16 protein-coding genes are annotated in these 16,498 nt (G+C 71.6%); 10 read left to right on the top strand and 6 right to left on the bottom strand.

Annotated features, from left to right (window positions below; all coding sequences use genetic code 11):
• Positions 1 to 93 precede the first annotated feature (93 nt).
• Entirely contained in the window at positions 94 to 1,548 is a 1,455-nt protein-coding gene (locus tag B0I31_RS15795) for a multicopper oxidase family protein (RefSeq protein WP_106616159.1), read from the top strand.
• On the opposite strand, the gene B0I31_RS15790 is transcribed toward B0I31_RS15795, so the two are convergent.
• Positions 1,545 to 2,339 (bottom strand): HAD family hydrolase, encoded by a 795-nt coding sequence (locus B0I31_RS15790; RefSeq protein WP_106616158.1) that lies wholly within the window; start codon positions 2,337 to 2,339, stop codon positions 1,545 to 1,547. The two genes, B0I31_RS15795 and B0I31_RS15790, sit on opposite strands and share 4 nt — an antisense overlap.
• A gap of 50 nt (positions 2,340 to 2,389) precedes the next feature.
• Here B0I31_RS15790 and B0I31_RS15785 point away from each other — a divergent pair, with 50 nt between their 5' ends.
• Together B0I31_RS15785 and B0I31_RS15780 are read left to right on the top strand one after the other, a co-directional pair.
• Positions 2,390 to 2,965 (top strand): TetR/AcrR family transcriptional regulator, encoded by a 576-nt coding sequence (locus B0I31_RS15785; RefSeq protein ID WP_106616157.1) that lies wholly within the window; start codon positions 2,390 to 2,392, stop codon positions 2,963 to 2,965.
• A complete protein-coding gene (locus B0I31_RS15780; protein ID WP_106616156.1) occupies positions 2,962 to 3,873 on the top strand; it encodes an SDR family oxidoreductase in 912 nt (303 codons plus the stop codon). The genes B0I31_RS15785 and B0I31_RS15780 overlap by 4 nt, the downstream gene beginning before the upstream one ends.
• 21 nt (positions 3,874 to 3,894) lie before the next feature.
• On the opposite strand, the gene B0I31_RS15775 is transcribed toward B0I31_RS15780, so the two are convergent.
• The 3 genes from B0I31_RS15775 to B0I31_RS15765 form a co-directional block, all read right to left on the bottom strand.
• The gene (locus tag B0I31_RS15775) at positions 3,895 to 4,551 is read right to left on the bottom strand and encodes a response regulator (protein ID WP_106616155.1); all 657 of its coding nucleotides are present in this window, start codon (positions 4,549 to 4,551) and stop codon (positions 3,895 to 3,897) included.
• Positions 4,552 to 4,580: 29 nt separating this feature from the next.
• Positions 4,581 to 5,765 carry a sensor histidine kinase gene (locus B0I31_RS15770; RefSeq protein WP_425444365.1) on the bottom strand — a complete coding sequence of 395 codons (1,185 nt, stop codon included), beginning with the start codon at positions 5,763 to 5,765 and terminating at the stop codon, positions 4,581 to 4,583.
• An 88-nt stretch (positions 5,766 to 5,853) separates the two neighbouring features.
• Positions 5,854 to 6,348, bottom strand: coding sequence for a hypothetical protein (locus tag B0I31_RS15765; protein ID WP_106616154.1), 495 nt, complete (start codon positions 6,346 to 6,348; stop codon positions 5,854 to 5,856).
• Positions 6,349 to 6,434: 86 nt separating this feature from the next.
• Here B0I31_RS15765 and B0I31_RS15760 point away from each other — a divergent pair, with 86 nt between their 5' ends.
• From B0I31_RS15760 to B0I31_RS15730, 7 genes are all read left to right on the top strand, one after another.
• A complete protein-coding gene (locus B0I31_RS15760) occupies positions 6,435 to 7,952 on the top strand; it encodes a dynamin family protein (RefSeq protein WP_106616153.1) in 1,518 nt (505 codons plus the stop codon).
• Positions 7,949 to 8,326, top strand: coding sequence for a nucleotide exchange factor GrpE (gene grpE / locus B0I31_RS15755; protein WP_106616152.1), 378 nt, complete (start codon positions 7,949 to 7,951; stop codon positions 8,324 to 8,326). The genes B0I31_RS15760 and grpE overlap by 4 nt, the downstream gene beginning before the upstream one ends.
• Positions 8,323 to 10,140 (top strand): dynamin family protein, encoded by a 1,818-nt coding sequence (locus B0I31_RS15750; RefSeq protein ID WP_106616151.1) that lies wholly within the window; start codon positions 8,323 to 8,325, stop codon positions 10,138 to 10,140. Before grpE ends, B0I31_RS15750 begins: the two co-directional genes overlap by 4 nt.
• Positions 10,141 to 10,239: 99 nt before the next feature.
• Complete coding sequence (locus tag B0I31_RS15745; protein ID WP_106616150.1) at positions 10,240 to 10,914, top strand: hypothetical protein; 675 nt, start codon at positions 10,240 to 10,242, stop codon at positions 10,912 to 10,914.
• 69 nt (positions 10,915 to 10,983) lie between these two features.
• Entirely contained in the window at positions 10,984 to 11,463 is a 480-nt protein-coding gene (locus tag B0I31_RS15740; RefSeq protein ID WP_106616149.1) for a GNAT family N-acetyltransferase, read from the top strand.
• Between the two features lie 425 nt (positions 11,464 to 11,888).
• Positions 11,889 to 13,700 carry a phosphoenolpyruvate carboxykinase (GTP) gene (locus tag B0I31_RS15735; RefSeq protein ID WP_106616148.1) on the top strand — a complete coding sequence of 604 codons (1,812 nt, stop codon included), beginning with the start codon at positions 11,889 to 11,891 and terminating at the stop codon, positions 13,698 to 13,700.
• A gap of 116 nt (positions 13,701 to 13,816) precedes the next feature.
• Positions 13,817 to 14,284: a hypothetical protein gene (locus B0I31_RS15730; RefSeq protein WP_106616147.1), complete on the top strand. Its 468-nt coding sequence runs from the start codon at positions 13,817 to 13,819 to the stop codon at positions 14,282 to 14,284.
• Positions 14,285 to 14,335: 51 nt separating this feature from the next.
• On the opposite strand, the gene B0I31_RS15725 is transcribed toward B0I31_RS15730, so the two are convergent.
• Both B0I31_RS15725 and B0I31_RS15720 read right to left on the bottom strand, forming a co-directional pair.
• Positions 14,336 to 15,166 (bottom strand): septum formation family protein, encoded by an 831-nt coding sequence (locus tag B0I31_RS15725; protein WP_106616146.1) that lies wholly within the window; start codon positions 15,164 to 15,166, stop codon positions 14,336 to 14,338.
• Positions 15,167 to 15,171: 5 nt separating this feature from the next.
• Positions 15,172 to 16,428, bottom strand: a complete 1,257-nt coding sequence (locus B0I31_RS15720) for a C15 family peptidase (RefSeq protein WP_146173856.1) — start codon at positions 16,426 to 16,428, stop codon at positions 15,172 to 15,174.
• Positions 16,429 to 16,498 lie beyond the last annotated feature (70 nt).

The raw sequence follows: 16,498 nt of genomic DNA, 5'->3' as shown, positions 1-16,498 counted from the left end.
CCGCGTGGGGATGACGCTACCGCCGGCGGACGACCCGGCGTTTACCGTCGTCGGCCGACGTTTTCCGGTGGCGGGAGAACCAGGATCGCCACCATGAGACGACGCGGCTTCCTCACCCTGACCGGGCTCCTGGGCCTCGCCGGCGTGGTCGGCGTGACCGGCTGCGGCGCGGGTGCGGGCGGCAACACCGGCACGCTGGCCTTCACCAACCGCCTGCGCATCCCGCCGGTGCTCGACCCGGTGCCCGGCCCGGACGGCGTCAAGCGCTTCCCGCTGCACCTGCGCGCCGGCCGCGCCGAGCTGCTGCCCGGCAAGACGGCGTCGACCTGGGGCGTCAACGGCGACCACCTCGGCCCGACGTTGCGCGCCCGCCGGGGCGACCGGGTGGCGATGGGCGTGGTGAACCAGCTCACCGAGGCCACCACCCTGCACTGGCACGGCGTGCGGCTGCCCGCGGTGATGGACGGCGGCCCGCACCAGATGATCGAGCCCGGCGCCACGTGGAACCCGGAGTGGACGGTCGACCAACCCGCCGCCACCTGCTGGTACCACCCCCACCCGCACGGCATGACGTCACGGCACGTCTACCGCGGCTTGGCGGGCATGTTCATCCTCGACGACGACCGCGCACCGGACCTGCCCGGCACCTACGGCGTGGACGACGTGCCGCTGATCGTGCAGGACAAGGAGTTCACCGCGGACGGTGAGCTGGACGAGGCGTTCGGCGGCACGTTCGGCCTGCTCGGCGACGACGTCCTGGTCAACGGCACCTACGACCCGTACTTCGAGGTGACGACGACCAAGGTGCGCTTCCGCGTCCTCAACGGCTCCAACGCGCACGTCTACAGCATCGGCTTCGCCGACAACCGCACGTTCCACGTGGTCGGCTCGGACGCGGGCCTGCTGGCCGCGCCCGCACCGGTCCAACGGTTCCGGATCAGCCCCGGCGAGCGGTTCGAGGTCGTGGTCGACTTCACGCCCGGCGAGCAGGTGGTCCTGCGCGGCTTCGCCGGTGACAGCGACGTCGAGGAAGGCGAGTACGACCTGCTCAAGCTGATCGCCGCGGCGAACCTGGAGCCCTCACCGGACCTGCCCGCGACGCTGGCGGACCTCCCGCCGATCGTGCCCGGCGCCAAGGTCCGCAGGTTCACCCTCGGCGGCTCCGACATCAACGGCAAGGACATGGACATGACCCGCGTCGACGAGGTCGTGCCCGCCGGTGCGCGCGAGGTGTGGGAGGTCGACAACATCACCTTCTCGCACAACTTCCACATCCACGAGGTGGCGTTCACGGTGCTGGACGTCGACGGCGAGGCGCCGCCCGAGCACCTGCGCGGCCGGAAGGACACCGTGTTCGTGGAGGGGAGGACGAAGGTGCGGCTGGCGGTGGAGTTCGGCACGCACACCGACCCGAAGACCCCGTACATGTACCACTGCCACATCCTCAAGCACGAGGACAAGGGCATGATGGGCCAGTTCTTGATCGTCGCGCCGGGCACCGAGGACCAGACCCCGCGCACCCTCGCGATGGCGGGCCACCCGCACTAGGCGCCGAAGTACCGGTCCAGCACGGCCGCCGCGCCGTCCTCCACGATCGTGCCGGTGACCTCGTCGGCGGCCTCCTGGACGACGACCGGCGCCTGGCCCATGGCGACGCCGTGCGCGGCCCACCGCAGCATCTCCACGTCGTTGGAGCCGTCACCGATGGCCAACGTGTCCTCTTCGGACACGCCGAGCTTGGACCGCAGCTCCTCCAGCGCCGCGCCCTTGGTCACGCCGGGAGGCGAGAGCGTCAGCCACGGCTCGTTGTGGTCGCACGACGCCGTCACGCCGGGCAGCTCCACGTCCAGCACCCGCAGCGCCAGCTCCTCCGGCGTGCGGCCGACCCAGCGCGTGACCAGCCGTGCCGTGGGCGTGGACACCAGCTCGGCGTACGGCACCTGCCGCACCTCGCCCCACAGGTCGCCGTCCGGGAACCGGCCGAACGCCAGGTTGCCCACCCCGGTCAGCTCGACCGCGAACACCGAGTCGGGCAGCAGGGCGCGCAGCCGTTCGACCGAAGGCCCGGGGTCGAACTCGACCTTCCGGATCACCTCGCGGGTGGTCGTGTCCCACCAGACCGCGCCGTTGGAGCAGATCGCGGTGGTGCCGCGCAGGCCGAGGTCGTCCAGGACCGGCAGGGTGCCGACGAGGCTGCGGCCGGTGGAGAGGACGACGTGGGCGCCGTCGTCGACGGCCCGGCCGATCGCCGCGCGCACGGCGGGCGCGATCTCCTCGCGGCCCACGGGCGTGATCGTGCCGTCGATGTCCAGGGCGATGAGGCGTGGTCTCCAGGTCACTGGTGTCACCCTACTGGGCGACCATTACTGAACCGTGGTTCAATAATGGCGTGGCACGACCGAAGACGATCACGGATGAACGGCTGCTGGCCGCCGCGGCGGAGGTGATCGGCCGCAAGGGGCCGGGCTTCACCATCGCCGACGTGGCCGAGCGGGCGGGTGTCTCGGTGGGCACGGTCGCCGGGCGGTTCGGCTCGAAGAGCGGCCTGCTCGAGGCGCTGACCAGGCAGACCATGGAGCAGAACGTGCGGCGGATGCACGAGGTGGCAGCCGTCGCGGCGGACCCGGAAGACGGGTTGCGGGCGGCGCTGCTGACCTGGTTCGAGGGCATGACCGACCCGGCCGAGGCGCAGAACCACCTGGCCCAGCTCGGCGTCGACCTGATCGACCCGCGGCTGCGCGCACTGCTCGCCGAGCTGTACGCGGCCACCGAGCGGACCGTGGTGGAACTCACCCGACCGGTGGACCTGCCGCACGGTCCGCCACCGGAACGCGCGGGGCGGGTGCTCACCGGGTTGCTCTACGGCGTGTCGATGGACTGGTCGGTCCGGCCGCGCGGCGAGCTGGCCGACCGGCTGGCGCAGGACGTGGACGCGGTGCTGGACGCGTGGAAGGGGAGACGATGAAGGCGTTGGACGGCAAGGTCGCGGTGGTCACGGGGGCGACGCGGGGCGCGGGACGCGCCATCGCGGTCGAGTTGGGCGCGGCGGGCGCGACGGTGTTCGTCGGCGGTCGGTCGACGCGGGAGCGGAAGTCGCCGATCGGCCGGGACGAGACGATCGAGGAGACCGCGGAGCTCGTCACGGCGGCGGGTGGCCGGGGCATCCCGGTGCGGTGCGACTTCACCGTGCCCGCGGACGTGGACGCGTTCCGCGCCCGCATCGAGTCCGAAGCCGAGGGGCGGCTCGACGTCCTGGTGGACGACGTGTGGGGCGGCGAGGCGGACACCGAGTTCAAGGTGTTCTGGGAGCAGGACCTGGACCGCCAGCTGCGGATGTGGCGCAACAGCGTGGAGGCGCACTTCGTGACGCTGCACCGCCTGCTGCCGCTGCTGATCCGCGAGCCGGGCGGGCTGCTCGTCGAGGTGACGGACGGCGACAGCGACGAGTTCTACAGCGAGTCGCTGGCCTACGACTCGGTGAAGGTCGCGATCCGGCGGATCGGCACGGTGATGGCGAAGGAGCTGGAGCCGTTCGGCGGCACGTCGGTCGCCGTCACGCCCGGGTTCCTGCGGTCGGAGCAGATGCTGGAGCACTTCGGCGTCACCGAGGAGACCTGGCGCGACGCGATCGCCAAGGAACCGCACTACGCGATGTCCGAGACGCCGCGCTACCTGGGCCGCGGCGTGGCGGCGCTGGCCGCCGACCCGGACCGCCACCGGTTCACCGGCAAGGCGCTCGCGTCGTGGACCCTCATGCGCGAGTACGGCTTCACCGACCTGGACGGCTCGCGGCCGGACTGGGGCCGCTGGTACGAGGAGGTCTTCAAGGCGGGCATCGACCCGACGACGGTGGACGCCGCGCAGTACCGCTGAGGTGAACCTGGTCCGGCCCGGTCAGACGTCGCCGGGTCGGACCAGCCCCGTCTCGTACGCCAGCACCACGGCCTGCACGCGGTCGCGCAGCTCGAGCTTGGCCAGGATGCGGCCGACGTGCGTCTTCACCGTGGCCTCCGACAGGAACAGCTTGCGCGCGATCTCGGTGTTCGACAGCCCCTTGGCGATCAGCACCAGCACCTCGCGCTCCCGCTCGGTCAGCGCCTCCAGCACCGCCGCGTCACGCAGCTCGCCGCCGCCCTCGCCGAGGAACCGGCTCAGCAGCCGCTTGGTCACCGAAGGCGACACCACCGCGTCGCCGCTGGCCACCGCGCGCAACGCCGACACCAGGTCACCGGGCGGCGTGTCCTTGAGCAGGAAGCCGGACGCGCCGTTGCGCAGCGCCGACAACGCGTACTCGTCCAGGTCGAACGTGGTCATCACGAGCACCTTCGCGGTGCCCGCCTCGGCGATCCGCTTGGTCGCCTCGACCCCGTCGAGCACGGGCATGCGCACGTCCATCAGCACGACGTCCGGCCGCAGCCGGTCGGCCAGCTGCACGGCGTCGAGCCCGTTGGCCGCCTCGCCGACCACATCGACGTCCTCTTGCGCGCCGAGCACCATCCGGAAGCCCATGCGCATGAGCTCCTGGTCGTCCACCAGCAGAACCCGGATCACGAAGTCACCTTTCCCCGCCGACCGGCACCCTACGACGGGACCAGCGGCAGCACGGCACGGACCCGCCAACCGCCACCCGGGTTGGGCCCCGCCTCCAGCGTGCCGCCGAGCACCCCGGCGCGTTCACGCATGCCGATCAGGCCGTTGCCGCCGGACACCGCCACCAGGTCGTGCGGCGTGCCGAAACCGTCGTCGGCCACCTCGACCTCGACCTGCTCACCCGCCTGCGTGACGCGGACGGTCGCCGTGGCGCCGGAGCCCGCGTGCTTCAGCGTGTTGGTCAGCGCTTCCTGGACGATCCGGTAGATGCCCAGGCCAAGGCCCGCGGGCAGCGCGGACAGGTCGCCCAGCGTCTCCAGCCGGACCGGCAGCCCGGCGGCACGGCAGTTCTCGGCCAGTTCGTGCAGGTCACCGGCGTCGGGCTGGGGCACCCACTGCGTGCCCGACCGGTCCTCCGACCGCAGCACGCCCAGCAGCCGCCGCAGCTCGGTCAACGCCTGCCGCCCGGTGTCGGCGATGGTCCGCACGGCGGCCTCGGCCAGGTCGGGGTTGGTCTTGATCGCGTAGCTCGCGCCGTCCGCCTGCACCACCATCACGCTCACCGCGTGCGCGACCACGTCGTGCAGCTCGCGGGCGATCCGGGACCGCTCCTCGCCCACCGCGATCCGCGCCTGCTGGTCGCGTTCGGTCTCCAGCAGCTTGAGCCGCTGCTCCAGCTCCCGGTTGTAGGCGCGGCGGGCGCCGACGAACTCGCCCATCGCCCAGCTGAACGCGAAGATGACGGCGATCACGAACACCGCGAACGCGGCGTCGAGCGTGCCGCCCATGGGCACGAGGGCCCACAGCAACGTGCCGGCGGCGAGCCAGACCGCGTACAGCAGGCCTTGCCGCCTGCCGACGTACGCGACCATCGTGTACAGCGCGATGGCCAGCGCGAAGTCGCCCATCCGGATCGGCAGCCCGGTGTCGAGGCCGCCGTGGGTGAACAGCTGCACGATCCCGCCGAACAGGATCACGTAGGACGAGCCGAGCGGGTACTTGCGGCGGAACGCGACCGGGACGACCAGCAGGACGCCGACGAACAGCAGCGTGGAACCACCGATCGCCGACCAGCCGGACGCCAGCGAGACCACGTCGGACAACAGCAGCAACCCGGCCATCAGGGAATCCCCGAAGACCGGGTGCGCTCGCATCCACAGGCTCAGCCGCCGCACGTGACCAGGGTAGGTAGGGGTCGCGGGGACGCGCGTCGCGCCACGGGTTGACCCTGGCCTAGTCCTGCAGGCGGATGAACGGCTCGTCCTACCTCGTGGTCTTGACCTGCGTCGGGTCGATCTTGTCCTCGGCCCTCTCCCCGACCCCGACGCGCGGTGCGGGAGCGCCCTGCACCGGCTCGACCCGGGTCTGCGGCGGCACGGACCGCTGCTGCTCGTACTGGCGGTGCTCCTCGGTCATCTCGTCGGCCAGCTGCTGCTGGAGCTGCCGGTCGCGGATGCGGCCCAGGACCATCATGGTCACCGCGTGCACCAGCGCCAGGACCAGGAGCATCACGCCGAGCTTCACCACGATGTCCTTGACGGGGTCGCCGGTGTCGACCGAGATGATCGACACGATGGCGAGCAGCCCGAGCACCACGAGGTGGAACAGCACGGTCGCCAGGCGGGTCATCGACCTGGCCGCCTCCGGGTCGCCGTACGCGCGGCTCATGTACCCCTTGCCGCTGCGGTAGATCAGCTGGCCGTCGATCAGCACCAGCACCACGCCGAGCAGCAGGAACACCGCGTAACCCTGTTCCATGGGTGACCTCCCTCGTCGGTCGCGGAAATACCCCGGTCGCCGAGTTCGCAAACCGGGCGCCACCCGTACGTGGCACGATCTCCGGCGTGACGACGCAGGCCAAGCAGCTCGCCGGTCCGCTCTCGGCGGCGGTCGCGAACCTCTGCGTCGGCCTGCAGCCGCAGGTGTCGCCGGCGACCGCGGCGGGATTCCGCGAGGTGCTGCGCCGGCTGTCCGCGCCGTTGCAGGTCGCCGTCGCCGGTCGGATCAAGTCCGGCAAGTCGACCCTGGTCAACGCGTTGATCGGGCGTCGCGTCGCGCCCACGGACGTGGGCGAGTGCACCCGGCTGGTGACCCGCTTCCAGTACGGCACGGTGGACCGGATCGAGGTGGTGTTCAGCGACGGCCGCAAGCAGGTGCTGCCGTTCGAGGCGAACGGCTCGATCCCGCCCGACCTCGGCGTGGACGTCGACCGGGTGTCGCACATCGAGGCGTACCTGACCAACGCGGTGCTGCGGGACCTGACCGTGATCGACACACCCGGCCTGGGTTCGCTCGACGCGGCGTCGGTGGCGCGCACCGAGGCGTTGCTGAGCGGTGAGCTGGACCCGGTGTCGCGCAACGCGGTCGCGGGCGCGGAAGCCGTGCTGTACGTCGTCACGCAGGGCGTGCGCGCGGACGACCAGCAGGCGCTGGCCGCGTTCACCGCCGCGACGGCGAGCCGCGAGGCGGGCCCGGTGAACGCGATCGCGGTGCTGAACAAGGCCGACACGATCGCCGCCGAGACCGTCGAGGGCGCGAACGGCGACACGTGGCAGGCGGCGGTGCTGCTCGCCGAACGGCAGGCGCTGACCCTCAAGCCGCGGGTCGCCGACGTGCTGCCGGTGATCGGCCTGGTCGCCGAGTCGACCGAGACCGGCGGCTTCACCTCGGCCGACGCGGACGCGCTGCGCAAGCTGGCCGAGCTGGACGACGCGACCCGCGAGACCATGCTGATCTCGGCCGACCTGTTCGTGAGCTGGGAGTGCGACGTGCCGGTCGGCACCCGCAACCGGCTGCTGGAGAAGCTCGACCTCTACGGCATCCGCAAGGCGCTCGAAGCGGTGGACGCCGAGCCGGGCATCACCGCGGGCGCGCTGCGCCGCAAGCTGCTCGACGCCTCCGGGCTGGACGGCGTGCGGGCCAAGCTGAACGCGGTGTTCCGGTCGCGCGCGGACGGCATCAAGGCCGCCGCCGCGCTGGCGTCGGTGACGTCGCTGGCCGCGGCCTCCGGTGACCCGAACGAGCGGCAGCGCGTGCACGACGCGATCGAGGTGCTGCTGGCCAAGCCCGAGGCGCACCAGCTGCGGCTGCTGGAGGCGTTGACGCTGGTCGCGTCCGGCGCCGTGGCGATGCCGAACGACCTGGTGGAAGAGGTGCTGCGGTTCGGCAGCTCGCCGGACGTGTCCGAGCAGCTCGGCCTGCGCGGCAGACCGCCGCAGGAGCTGATGGCCTACGCGCTGGAACGGGCGGGCTGGTGGCGCTCGTTCGCGTCGTTCGGCGCCACGCCCGCGCAGAGCCGGGTGGCGCACGTGGTGCACCGGGCGTATTTCCTGATCTGGCAACAACTGCGGGGACGGCGATGAGCGGAACGGAACAGGGCGGCACGGCGTCCGACCACGCTGTGGAGACGACGCTGGAGACGACCATCGCCGACGAGCTGCTGGACCAGGCGCTGGCCGAGCGGCGCGCGTTGGTGCAGCTGTGCTTGTACGCGCTGGACCGCGCCCGCAGCGCCGGGGTGGTGGAACGGCTCGAAGAGGGCCTGGCGGCCATCGGCGTGACCGCGGTGCGGCCGGACGGCGAGCGGTTCGACCCGTCGCGGCACGAGGCGGGCGGCACCGTGCCGACGCGGGACGCGTCGCTGGACGGCGTGGTGGCCGAGACCGAGGTGGTCGGCTTCGCCGATCGCGGCCGGACGCTGCGCGCACCCATCGTCACCGTCTACACCGCGCGATGAGCAGCCTGCCGCAGGTCGTCCGGCAGACCAGGGAGAAGCTGACCAGCCTGGTGCGGGCGCTCGACCAGTCGGCCGCGTCGTTCGTGGAGACCCGCAAGGCCGGTCCGGCGTCGGTGGTCGTCGTCGGCGAGACGAACCGGGGCAAGAGCTCGCTGGTCAACGCCCTGCTGGCGACGCCGAACCTGTCACCGGTCGACGCCGAGGTGGCCACCGCGACCTACCTGGTGTTCCGGCACGGTGCGGAGTGGTCGGCCCGCGCCTGCTACGCCGGGTCGATGTCGCCGGTGCCGTTCGAGCGGTCCGAGATCGTGAACTGGGTGTCGGCCGCGCACGAGCTGCCCGAGGGCATGCTGCCGCCCCGGTACGTCGAGGTCGAGGCACCGATCCCGCTGCTGGAGCGACTGTCCGTCGTGGACACCCCGGGGGTCGGCGGGCTGGACTCCGTGCACGGCGAGCTGGCCGCCGAAGCCGCCGCGTCGGCGACCGCGCTGCTGTTCGTGGTCGACGCCTCGGCCCCGTTCACGCGCGGTGAGCTGGACTTCCTGCGCACGGTCGGCGAACGCGTCGAGACCGTGGTGTTCGCGTTGACCAAGGTCGACCAGTACCGGGGCTGGCGGCAGGTCATGGAGGCCGACCAGGCCTTGCTGGCCGAGCACGCGCCGAGGTTCCGCGGCGCGGTGTTCCACCCGGTGTCGTCGCGGATGTTCGAGCTGGCGGCCAAGGCGCCGAACCCGGACGCGGCGGCCATGCTGCGCGACCGGTCGGGGATCGGCGCGTTGCAGGAGGCGTTGCAGGAGCTGGTGGTCGGCCGGGCGGCGATGCTCGGCGAGGCCAACGGGCTGCGCGCGCTGGCGACCGTGCTGGACGAGCTGATCGCGCGCAACGAGGCGGACAAGCGCGCGCTGTCGTCGGGCGAGGAGGAAGCCGAGACGCTGCGCGGACGGCGCGACGAGCTGAACTCGCAGCGGCGTTCGTCGACGCGCAGCTGGCAGGTGCGGCTGCGCGGCGAGGTGCAGCGGGCCCGGGTGGAGGGCGCGCACGAGGTCAGCCGCCAGATGCGGGACGTGCAGACGTGGTTCCGCACGGCCATCGACTCGGCCGACCGCGAGCGGCTGGCGGCGTTGCCGCAGGAGGTCGACACGGCGTTGCAGGTGGTGTCCGGCCGGATCAGCGCCGGGCTGGCCGTGCGGCTGTCCCGGGTCGCCGACGCGGCGCTGGCCGACCTGTTCTCGCCGGAGGAGCTGGCCGTGATCCGCGGCCAGTTCGCCCGCGGCGTGACGCCACCGGTCGTGCTGCGCCCGCCGGAGAAGCGCGCACCCACCGCCGAGGACAAGCTGCTGGTGTTCATGGGCGTGTCCGGCGGGTTGGGCGCGGGCAGGCTGGCCGCGCTGCCGCTGGCCGGGCTCGGGGTGGCGGCGCTGAACCCGATCGTGCTGCCGGTGACCATCGCCCTGGGGCTCGGCGCGGGCTGGTGGATGGCCCGGACCAGGAAGCACTCGGCCGACAAGCAGCACCTCAAGCAGTGGCTGTCGGACGCCATCGCGGACGCCCGTTCGACGGTGGACCAGCTGGTGGCCGAGCAGCTCATCGAGGCCGAGCAGCAGCTGTCCCTGGCGCTGGACGACGCGCTGGGCAAGCGGGTCGACGCGATCGAGGCCGAGCTGCGCGAGGTGGACAAGGCACTGCGCATGGAAGCCGGCGAACGCGCCAAGGCACTGCAGGCGGTGACCCGCCGACTGGCCGAGCTCACCACCGGCCGGACGAAGGTGGACGAACTGCTGGCCCGCATCCGCGCCGTCCGCGACCGGGCGTGATCGCCTGCCCAGGTGGGCTCGCGCGCCGGAACTTCCCCCGCGGAACCGAACGGGCATAACGTGAGTCCAAGTGGTACAGGACGCAGGAGGGTGGGAACGGTGTACATCGACGAGACAGGCGCGGCCGACGGCGAGCTGAAGGTCACGGTCGGCGACGAGGAGTACACCGCCGAGGCGACCTACGACCTCGACCAGGACGGGGTCGAGGAGAGCGCGGTCGTGGAGACCGACGACGGCGGGCACCTCGCGTTCAGCGACACCGATGGTGACGGCGAGGCCGACCTGATGAGCTCGTTCGACGCGGACGGCGAGCTCACCGGCCAGGCTGAGTTCGACGAGGACTCCGGCGAGTGGGTCGCCGTGGAGCCCTCGGACGACCGCGGCGAGCAGACCAACACGAACGCCGGCAAGGCCATCGTGGTCGACACGGAGGACGGCGCCGACCAGAACGTCGGCCCCGCCACCGAGGACACCGATGGCGACGGCCGCGCCGACACCGCCGTGGTGAAGGACGAGGACGGCGACACCTGGCTGTTCACCGACGCGGACGGTGACGGCAACGCCGACCTGGCCACCGAGATCACCCAGGACGGTGAGGTCACGGTGTCCCGGCACACCGGCGACGACGAGTGGACCGAGGTCGAGCACGGTCGCATCGGCGAGGACGGCAAGTACACGCCCGACAGCGACGAGGCCTGGTCCGAGGAGAAGGTCACGGTGTCCGGCGTGGTGCGCATCGACTCCGTCACCGGTCAGTGGATCAGCCCGAACTGACCCGTGCGCACGGCCGACCCCGCCGAAACCCGGGTGCGGGAGCGGTGTGCCTGTCGCGATGATGGCCGCATGGTCATCCGCCCGTTGACGACCGACGACATCGCCGCCGTCGTGGAGTTCTCGCTGCGCGCGTGGGCTCCGGTGTTCGACTCGTTCCGCGCCGTGCTGGGCGGGCCGATCTACGAAGCGCTGTTCCCGGACTGGCGGTCGACCCAGGCCCGAGCCGTCGAGGACGTCTGCCGGGACGACGCGACCGCCGTGTGGGTGACCGACCGGCACGGCCGCGCCGTGGGTTTCGTCGCGGTCCGGGTGGCGGACGGCGAGATCTACATGCTGGCGGTCGACCCCGCGCACCAGCGGCAGGGCATCGGCTCCGCCCTCACCGACTTCGCGGTCGACCGCCTGCGCGAAGCGGGCGTCACCCTGGCCGTCGTCGGCACCGGCGGCGACCCCGGCCACGCCCCCGCCCGCCGCACCTACGAGCGCGCGGGCTTCACCCCGTTCACCCAGGTCCAGTACTACCGGCGCCTCGACGTGACCGGTTCGTGAATCCGTTGGGGCGCAAGCGGAATCAGTGCCGAACGTGTGCGCACCGCCCTTTCTGGAACGGTCGAGAAATCCGGGCATTTCGATGCAGCAATTTTTGCGCCGCTCCATGAGAGCGCTCTCACGCAGTTACCGTTCATACACCTGAACGTGTGGCGATCGACGCACCGGCGGCCCTTGCATTCCGGTGACTAAAGCCCAGGTCACAGCCCGATTTGCGGTGATCGGGTGCTGAATCGATTCCAGAATCGGTTTTGTGAGCCAGCCGACAGGTCAGATGTGCGTTACCCGGGATTAACCCGGCTAACCTCCGTCTATCCCTTAAACGGCACGCCCTCCACCGGGCGGGCGGAGCCATTCCGAGAGGACGTCCCACCAGGACAACGGGGTCCGCCGTGGGCTGGCGCTCAGCTAGGAGACGAGACGAGATGACGGCAGTGACCATTCCCGGTCTCGACCACGCACCGACCACCCACGCGCGCCTGCTGTCCTGGGTCCGCGAGGTCGCCGAGCTGACCTGCCCCGATGAAGTGGTGTGGGCCGACGGCTCCCAGGACGAGTGGAACCGGCTCACCGCCAAACTCGTGGACGCGGGCACCTTCGTTCCGCTGAAGAAGAAACCCAACTCGTTCTGGGCGGCGTCGGATCCCACCGATGTGGCGCGGGTCGAGGAGCGCACCTTCATCTGTTCGGTGGACCCGCGGGACGCGGGACCCACGAACAACTGGATGGACCCCGCCGAGATGAAGGCGACCATGACCGAGCTGTACCGCGGGTGCATGCGCGGTCGGACGATGTACGTGATCCCCTTCTGCATGGGCCCGCTCGACGCCGAGAAGCCGATGCTGGGCGTGGAGATCACGGACTCCGAGTACGTCGTCGTCTCGATGCACATCATGACCCGCATGGGCACGAAGGCGTTGGCGCGATTCGGCGACGACGCCGACTTCGTCCAGGCGCTGCACTCGATCGGCGCGCCGCTGGAGCCCGGCCAGGACGACGTCCCGTGGCCCTGCAACGAGACGAAGTACATCACGCAGTTCCCCGAAGAGCGGATGATCTGGTCGTTCGGCTCCGGCTACGGCGGCAACGCGCTGCTGGGCAAGAAGTGCTACTCGCTGCGCATCGCCTCGGTGATGGCGCGCGACGAGGGCTGGCTGGCCGAGCACATGCTGATCCTCAAGCTGACCTCGCCGGAGAAGAAGGCGTACTACATCGCGGCGGCGTTCCCCAGCGCCTGCGGCAAGACCAACCTCGCCATGCTGGAGCCGACCATCCCGGGCTGGAAGGTCGAGACCCTGGGTGACGACATCGCGTGGATGCGGTTCGGCGAGGACGGCCGGCTGTACGCGGTCAACCCGGAGAACGGCTTCTTCGGCGTCGCGCCGGGCACCGACTACCACACCAACCCCAACGCGATGCGCACCATCGAGAAGGGGAACTCGCTGTTCACCAACGTCGCGCTGACCGACGACGGCGACGTGTGGTGGGAGGGCATGGGCGAGCCGCCCGCGCACCTGACCTCGTGGAAGAAGCAGGACTGGACGCCCGGCGGCGAGGAGCTGTCGTCGCACCCGAACTCCCGCTACTGCACGCCGATCGCCCAGTGCGACATCAAGGCGCCCGAGTGGGAGGACCCGAAGGGCGTGCCGATCTCGGCGATCTTCTTCGGCGGTCGCCGCGCCACCACGATCCCGCTGATCACCGAGTCGCGCGACTGGCAGCACGGCGTGTTCATGGGCGCCACCCTGTCCAGCGAGACGACCGCCGCCGCCGTCGGCAAGACCGGTGTCGTGCGGCGCGACCCGATGGCGATGCTGCCGTTCATCGGCTACCACGCCGGCGACTACTTCCAGCACTGGATCGACACCGGCAAGTCGGCCGACGCGGACAAGCTGCCGAAGATCTTCTACGTGAACTGGTTCCGCCGGGGCGAGGACAAGCGGTTCCTGTGGCCCGGGTTCGGCGAGAACTCGCGCGTGCTGAAGTGGGCCGTCGAGCGCATCGAGGGCAAGGCCGCCGCGGTGGAGACGCCGATCGGGCACGTGCCGACCGCGGCCGAGCTGGACCTGGAAGGCCTGGACGCGCCGCGTGAGGACGTCGAGGCGGCGCTGGGGTTCGACGCCGACGAGTGGCGGGCCGAGATCCCGATGATCGAGGAGTGGTTCGCCAAGATCGGCGAGAAGGTGCCGACCTCGCTGCGTGACGAACTGGAGGCGCTGAAGCTCCGCCTCGGCTGAGCCTTCATCCTCCCCGAGACGTTCTCGGCGTGAGACCCGGTGGCCAACGGCGTCCACCGGGTCTCTTTTTGGTTGCTGTCTGCGCTCTCCGACTGCGCCGGATGTACCAATGAGAGATGGCGCAGCGAGACGATTTCCTCGGTGGCCTGCACTACGACCCCGTGCGTGAGGTGCAGGCCGGATCGGGTACCGGGACCGTGCGGTACCTCCCGACGGGTGAGGTGGTTGAGCCCGTCCGAAGACGGGTATCACCGTGGTGGCACGTGGCCGGCGTCCTGCTCGGGGCGGTCGGCGCGGCGGCGGCCGTATTCGTGACGGCCTTCGCCCTCGACCTCCTCGCGGACGGCGCGCGGGTCGAGGGTCTGGTGGCCCTGGCGGTCGTGGGATTCGTGGTGGGCATGGTGTGCGTGGGGAAGCTGTCCCCAGCCGCGCCGCTGACCATCGGACTCGCCGCCCTGTCCGGTTCGGTGCTGTACGAACTGGAGGCTTTCCCCTTCTTGCCCGTGCTCAGGACGATGTTCGAGAGCGGCATCCCGGTCGTGGTGGGCGTGTTGCTGCTGTTGCTGGCGTGGCGCCGGGCGTAGTTGTCCACAGGTTGTGGACAGAGCTGTGCACAGCCTGTGGGTCGGTTGTCCTCAGGCGGGCAGCGGGTTGCGCCCCAGGCCCCACAGCCGGCCGCTGAACGGTCGCGTCGCCTCGGCGTAGCAGATCGCCGACGTGTAGCCCTCGGACCACGCCTGGCTGCCGAACGCGCGCCAGGACGCGAAGACGTCCTCGCGCGGCGCGCCGACGTAGTTCGTGACGGCCCGCGCACAGTGCTCGGCCGCCTTGGCGTTCACCTGCTCCAGCGACGGCGCCGGGTCCTGTGGGCTACCCAGCGCGAGCACCCCCGGCACGGCTTCGGCCTTGTGCGGCTGGTCGCAGGTGGTGATCCCGGGGTCCTTGGCCTCGCCCGGTGACGTCGTCGCGCACAGCTGCACCGTGCCGAACCCGGCCGCCTTGAGCAGGTCCTTGGCGCTGGTCTCGCGCCGCACCCTGGTGCCGTCCGGCTTCAGCTCCACCACCGTGCACACGCGCCAGCGGTCGCCCTTCGCCCAGCCGTCACGGCTCGGCCAGAACGCGTGGGCCCGCAGCCGGGTGGCGTCGTGGTCGGCGCTGCCCAGGTACGCGGTGAGCGCGGCACGGCACGCGGGCAGCGCGGCACGGCGCAGGTCCCGGTCGCCCGGGTACTCGCCGCCCAGGCCGTCCAGCTCGCCGACCTCGGTCACCTCGGCCTCGTGCCCGGTTTTGCAGTCGAGCACCTCCAGGCCGGTGTCGGTGCACTGACCGGCCTTGGGCAGCTGGTCGGCGGTCGGCGTGAGGGAGGGGCGGACGACCTCCGCGTCCGGCACGCCCTCGACCCGGGCCGTGCAGGCGGCGAGCGACAGCGCGGCCAGTGCCACGACCACCGCCCGCCGGCCCCTCACACGGGTCAGATTACCGACACCAGCGCGAGCACCTGGTCGGCGATCGCCCGGCGGTCCCGCTCGAACGCCGCGTCGGTCAGCGCGGTCGGGTCGGCGGGCTGGCCGAGCACGGGCGTGTGCAGGTGACCGCCCGCGGTCGTGGTGGCGGACAGGCCGAGGCGCAGCCGGTTCGCCCGGTACATCGACTCGTTGGACAGGTAGTCGCCACCGCTGCCACCGGCCGCCGCGGCGCCCGGCGTCGGCTCGTCCGTGCGGCAGCTCATCGGACCGGTGCCGGGGACGGTGCCGGGGACCCACTCGCAGAACTCGCGGTTGTAGCGCACGGGGAACGGCGTGGTCCCGGCGTCGACCATGCGCTGGTGCGGCAACGTCGTCTCGATGAACTCGTGCGCGGGCTGGGGCCACCCGACCGCGTCCGGCACGACACCGGTCACCGGCACGTCGTTGTTGTCCGCGCCACCGCCGCGCCACCGGCCGGCCCACCGCTCGACGTCGAACTGCCCCGGCCGACCCTGGCTGACCGTGACCAGCGCGTCCGCCCGGGCGCCGAGCGCCGCGCCGTGGAACCGCTCCACGATCCCCTGGTCGAACGCGCCCCACAGCACCGGCAGCACGGCGGCCTCCACCACCACCGGACCGGACGGCGTGGTGATCACCTTGCCGTCCAGCCGCAGCGCCGCCGCGCCCGAGGGGTTGCTGCGCCGCACGGACGTGCCGCCGAGCTGGAACGGGTCGAACCCGGTCACCGCGATCCGCCGGACACCGTCACCGAACCGCACCTGCTCCACGCCCCGCGACGTGCGGTCGAACGCGTCGACCAGCCTCGCCCGCGCGGCCGCGTCGAGCTGCCACCCCCGCGGCTGCCACTGCCGCAGCGCCTTCGTCGCGAGCAGCCGGGCCCAGTACAGCGGTCGGTCGTCGTAGGGGTCCCAAGCCTGGGGCGACTGCGCCCGCCGCACCGCCGCCCGCCACAGCTCCGTCCCGCCGGCGGCCACGTGGTACATCGCCTGGGCGTGGGAGATCGGCTCGCACAGGCGGGTGGTGAACCGGGTGACGTCGTCGTCGAACCCACCCAGCCGGGCCAGCTCGGGCCCGACCTCCGGTCCGGTCGGCGTGAGCCGGTCGCCCAACCGCTGCTCTTCGACGGTGACGGGTGCGTTCGGGTCGAAGCACGGCGCGGGCTGCGCGTGCGCGACGCCGGGGAGGGAGAGGAGGGACAGACCGAGTGTGAGGCTGATCACTGCGTGGAGTCGTCTGGTCACCCGCTGATGCTGCCCAACCACCGCTTGGTCGAGGAACCCGCCGAACGTCCGGGAGCGTGAACGTCCACTC

Source organism: Saccharothrix carnea (assembly GCF_003014735.1).
Taxonomy (GTDB): Bacteria; Actinomycetota; Actinomycetes; order Mycobacteriales; family Pseudonocardiaceae; genus Actinosynnema; species Actinosynnema carneum.
Note: the sequence above shows the minus strand (reverse complement) of the source record. Positions and strands in the feature narration are given on the sequence as shown.

Coding starts and splice junctions, on each gene's coding strand:
- B0I31_RS15795 (WP_106616159.1), top strand. CDS start 94: ATGAGACGACGCGGCTTCCTCACCCTGACCGGGCTCCTGGGCCTCGCC.
- B0I31_RS15780 (WP_106616156.1), top strand. CDS start 2,962: ATGAAGGCGTTGGACGGCAAGGTCGCGGTGGTCACGGGGGCGACGCGG.
- B0I31_RS15765 (WP_106616154.1), bottom strand. CDS start 6,348: ATGGAACAGGGTTACGCGGTGTTCCTGCTGCTCGGCGTGGTGCTGGTG.
- grpE (WP_106616152.1), top strand. CDS start 7,949: ATGAGCGGAACGGAACAGGGCGGCACGGCGTCCGACCACGCTGTGGAG.
- B0I31_RS15750 (WP_106616151.1), top strand. CDS start 8,323: ATGAGCAGCCTGCCGCAGGTCGTCCGGCAGACCAGGGAGAAGCTGACC.
- B0I31_RS15740 (WP_106616149.1), top strand. CDS start 10,984: ATGGTCATCCGCCCGTTGACGACCGACGACATCGCCGCCGTCGTGGAG.
- B0I31_RS15735 (WP_106616148.1), top strand. CDS start 11,889: ATGACGGCAGTGACCATTCCCGGTCTCGACCACGCACCGACCACCCAC.
- B0I31_RS15730 (WP_106616147.1), top strand. CDS start 13,817: ATGGCGCAGCGAGACGATTTCCTCGGTGGCCTGCACTACGACCCCGTG.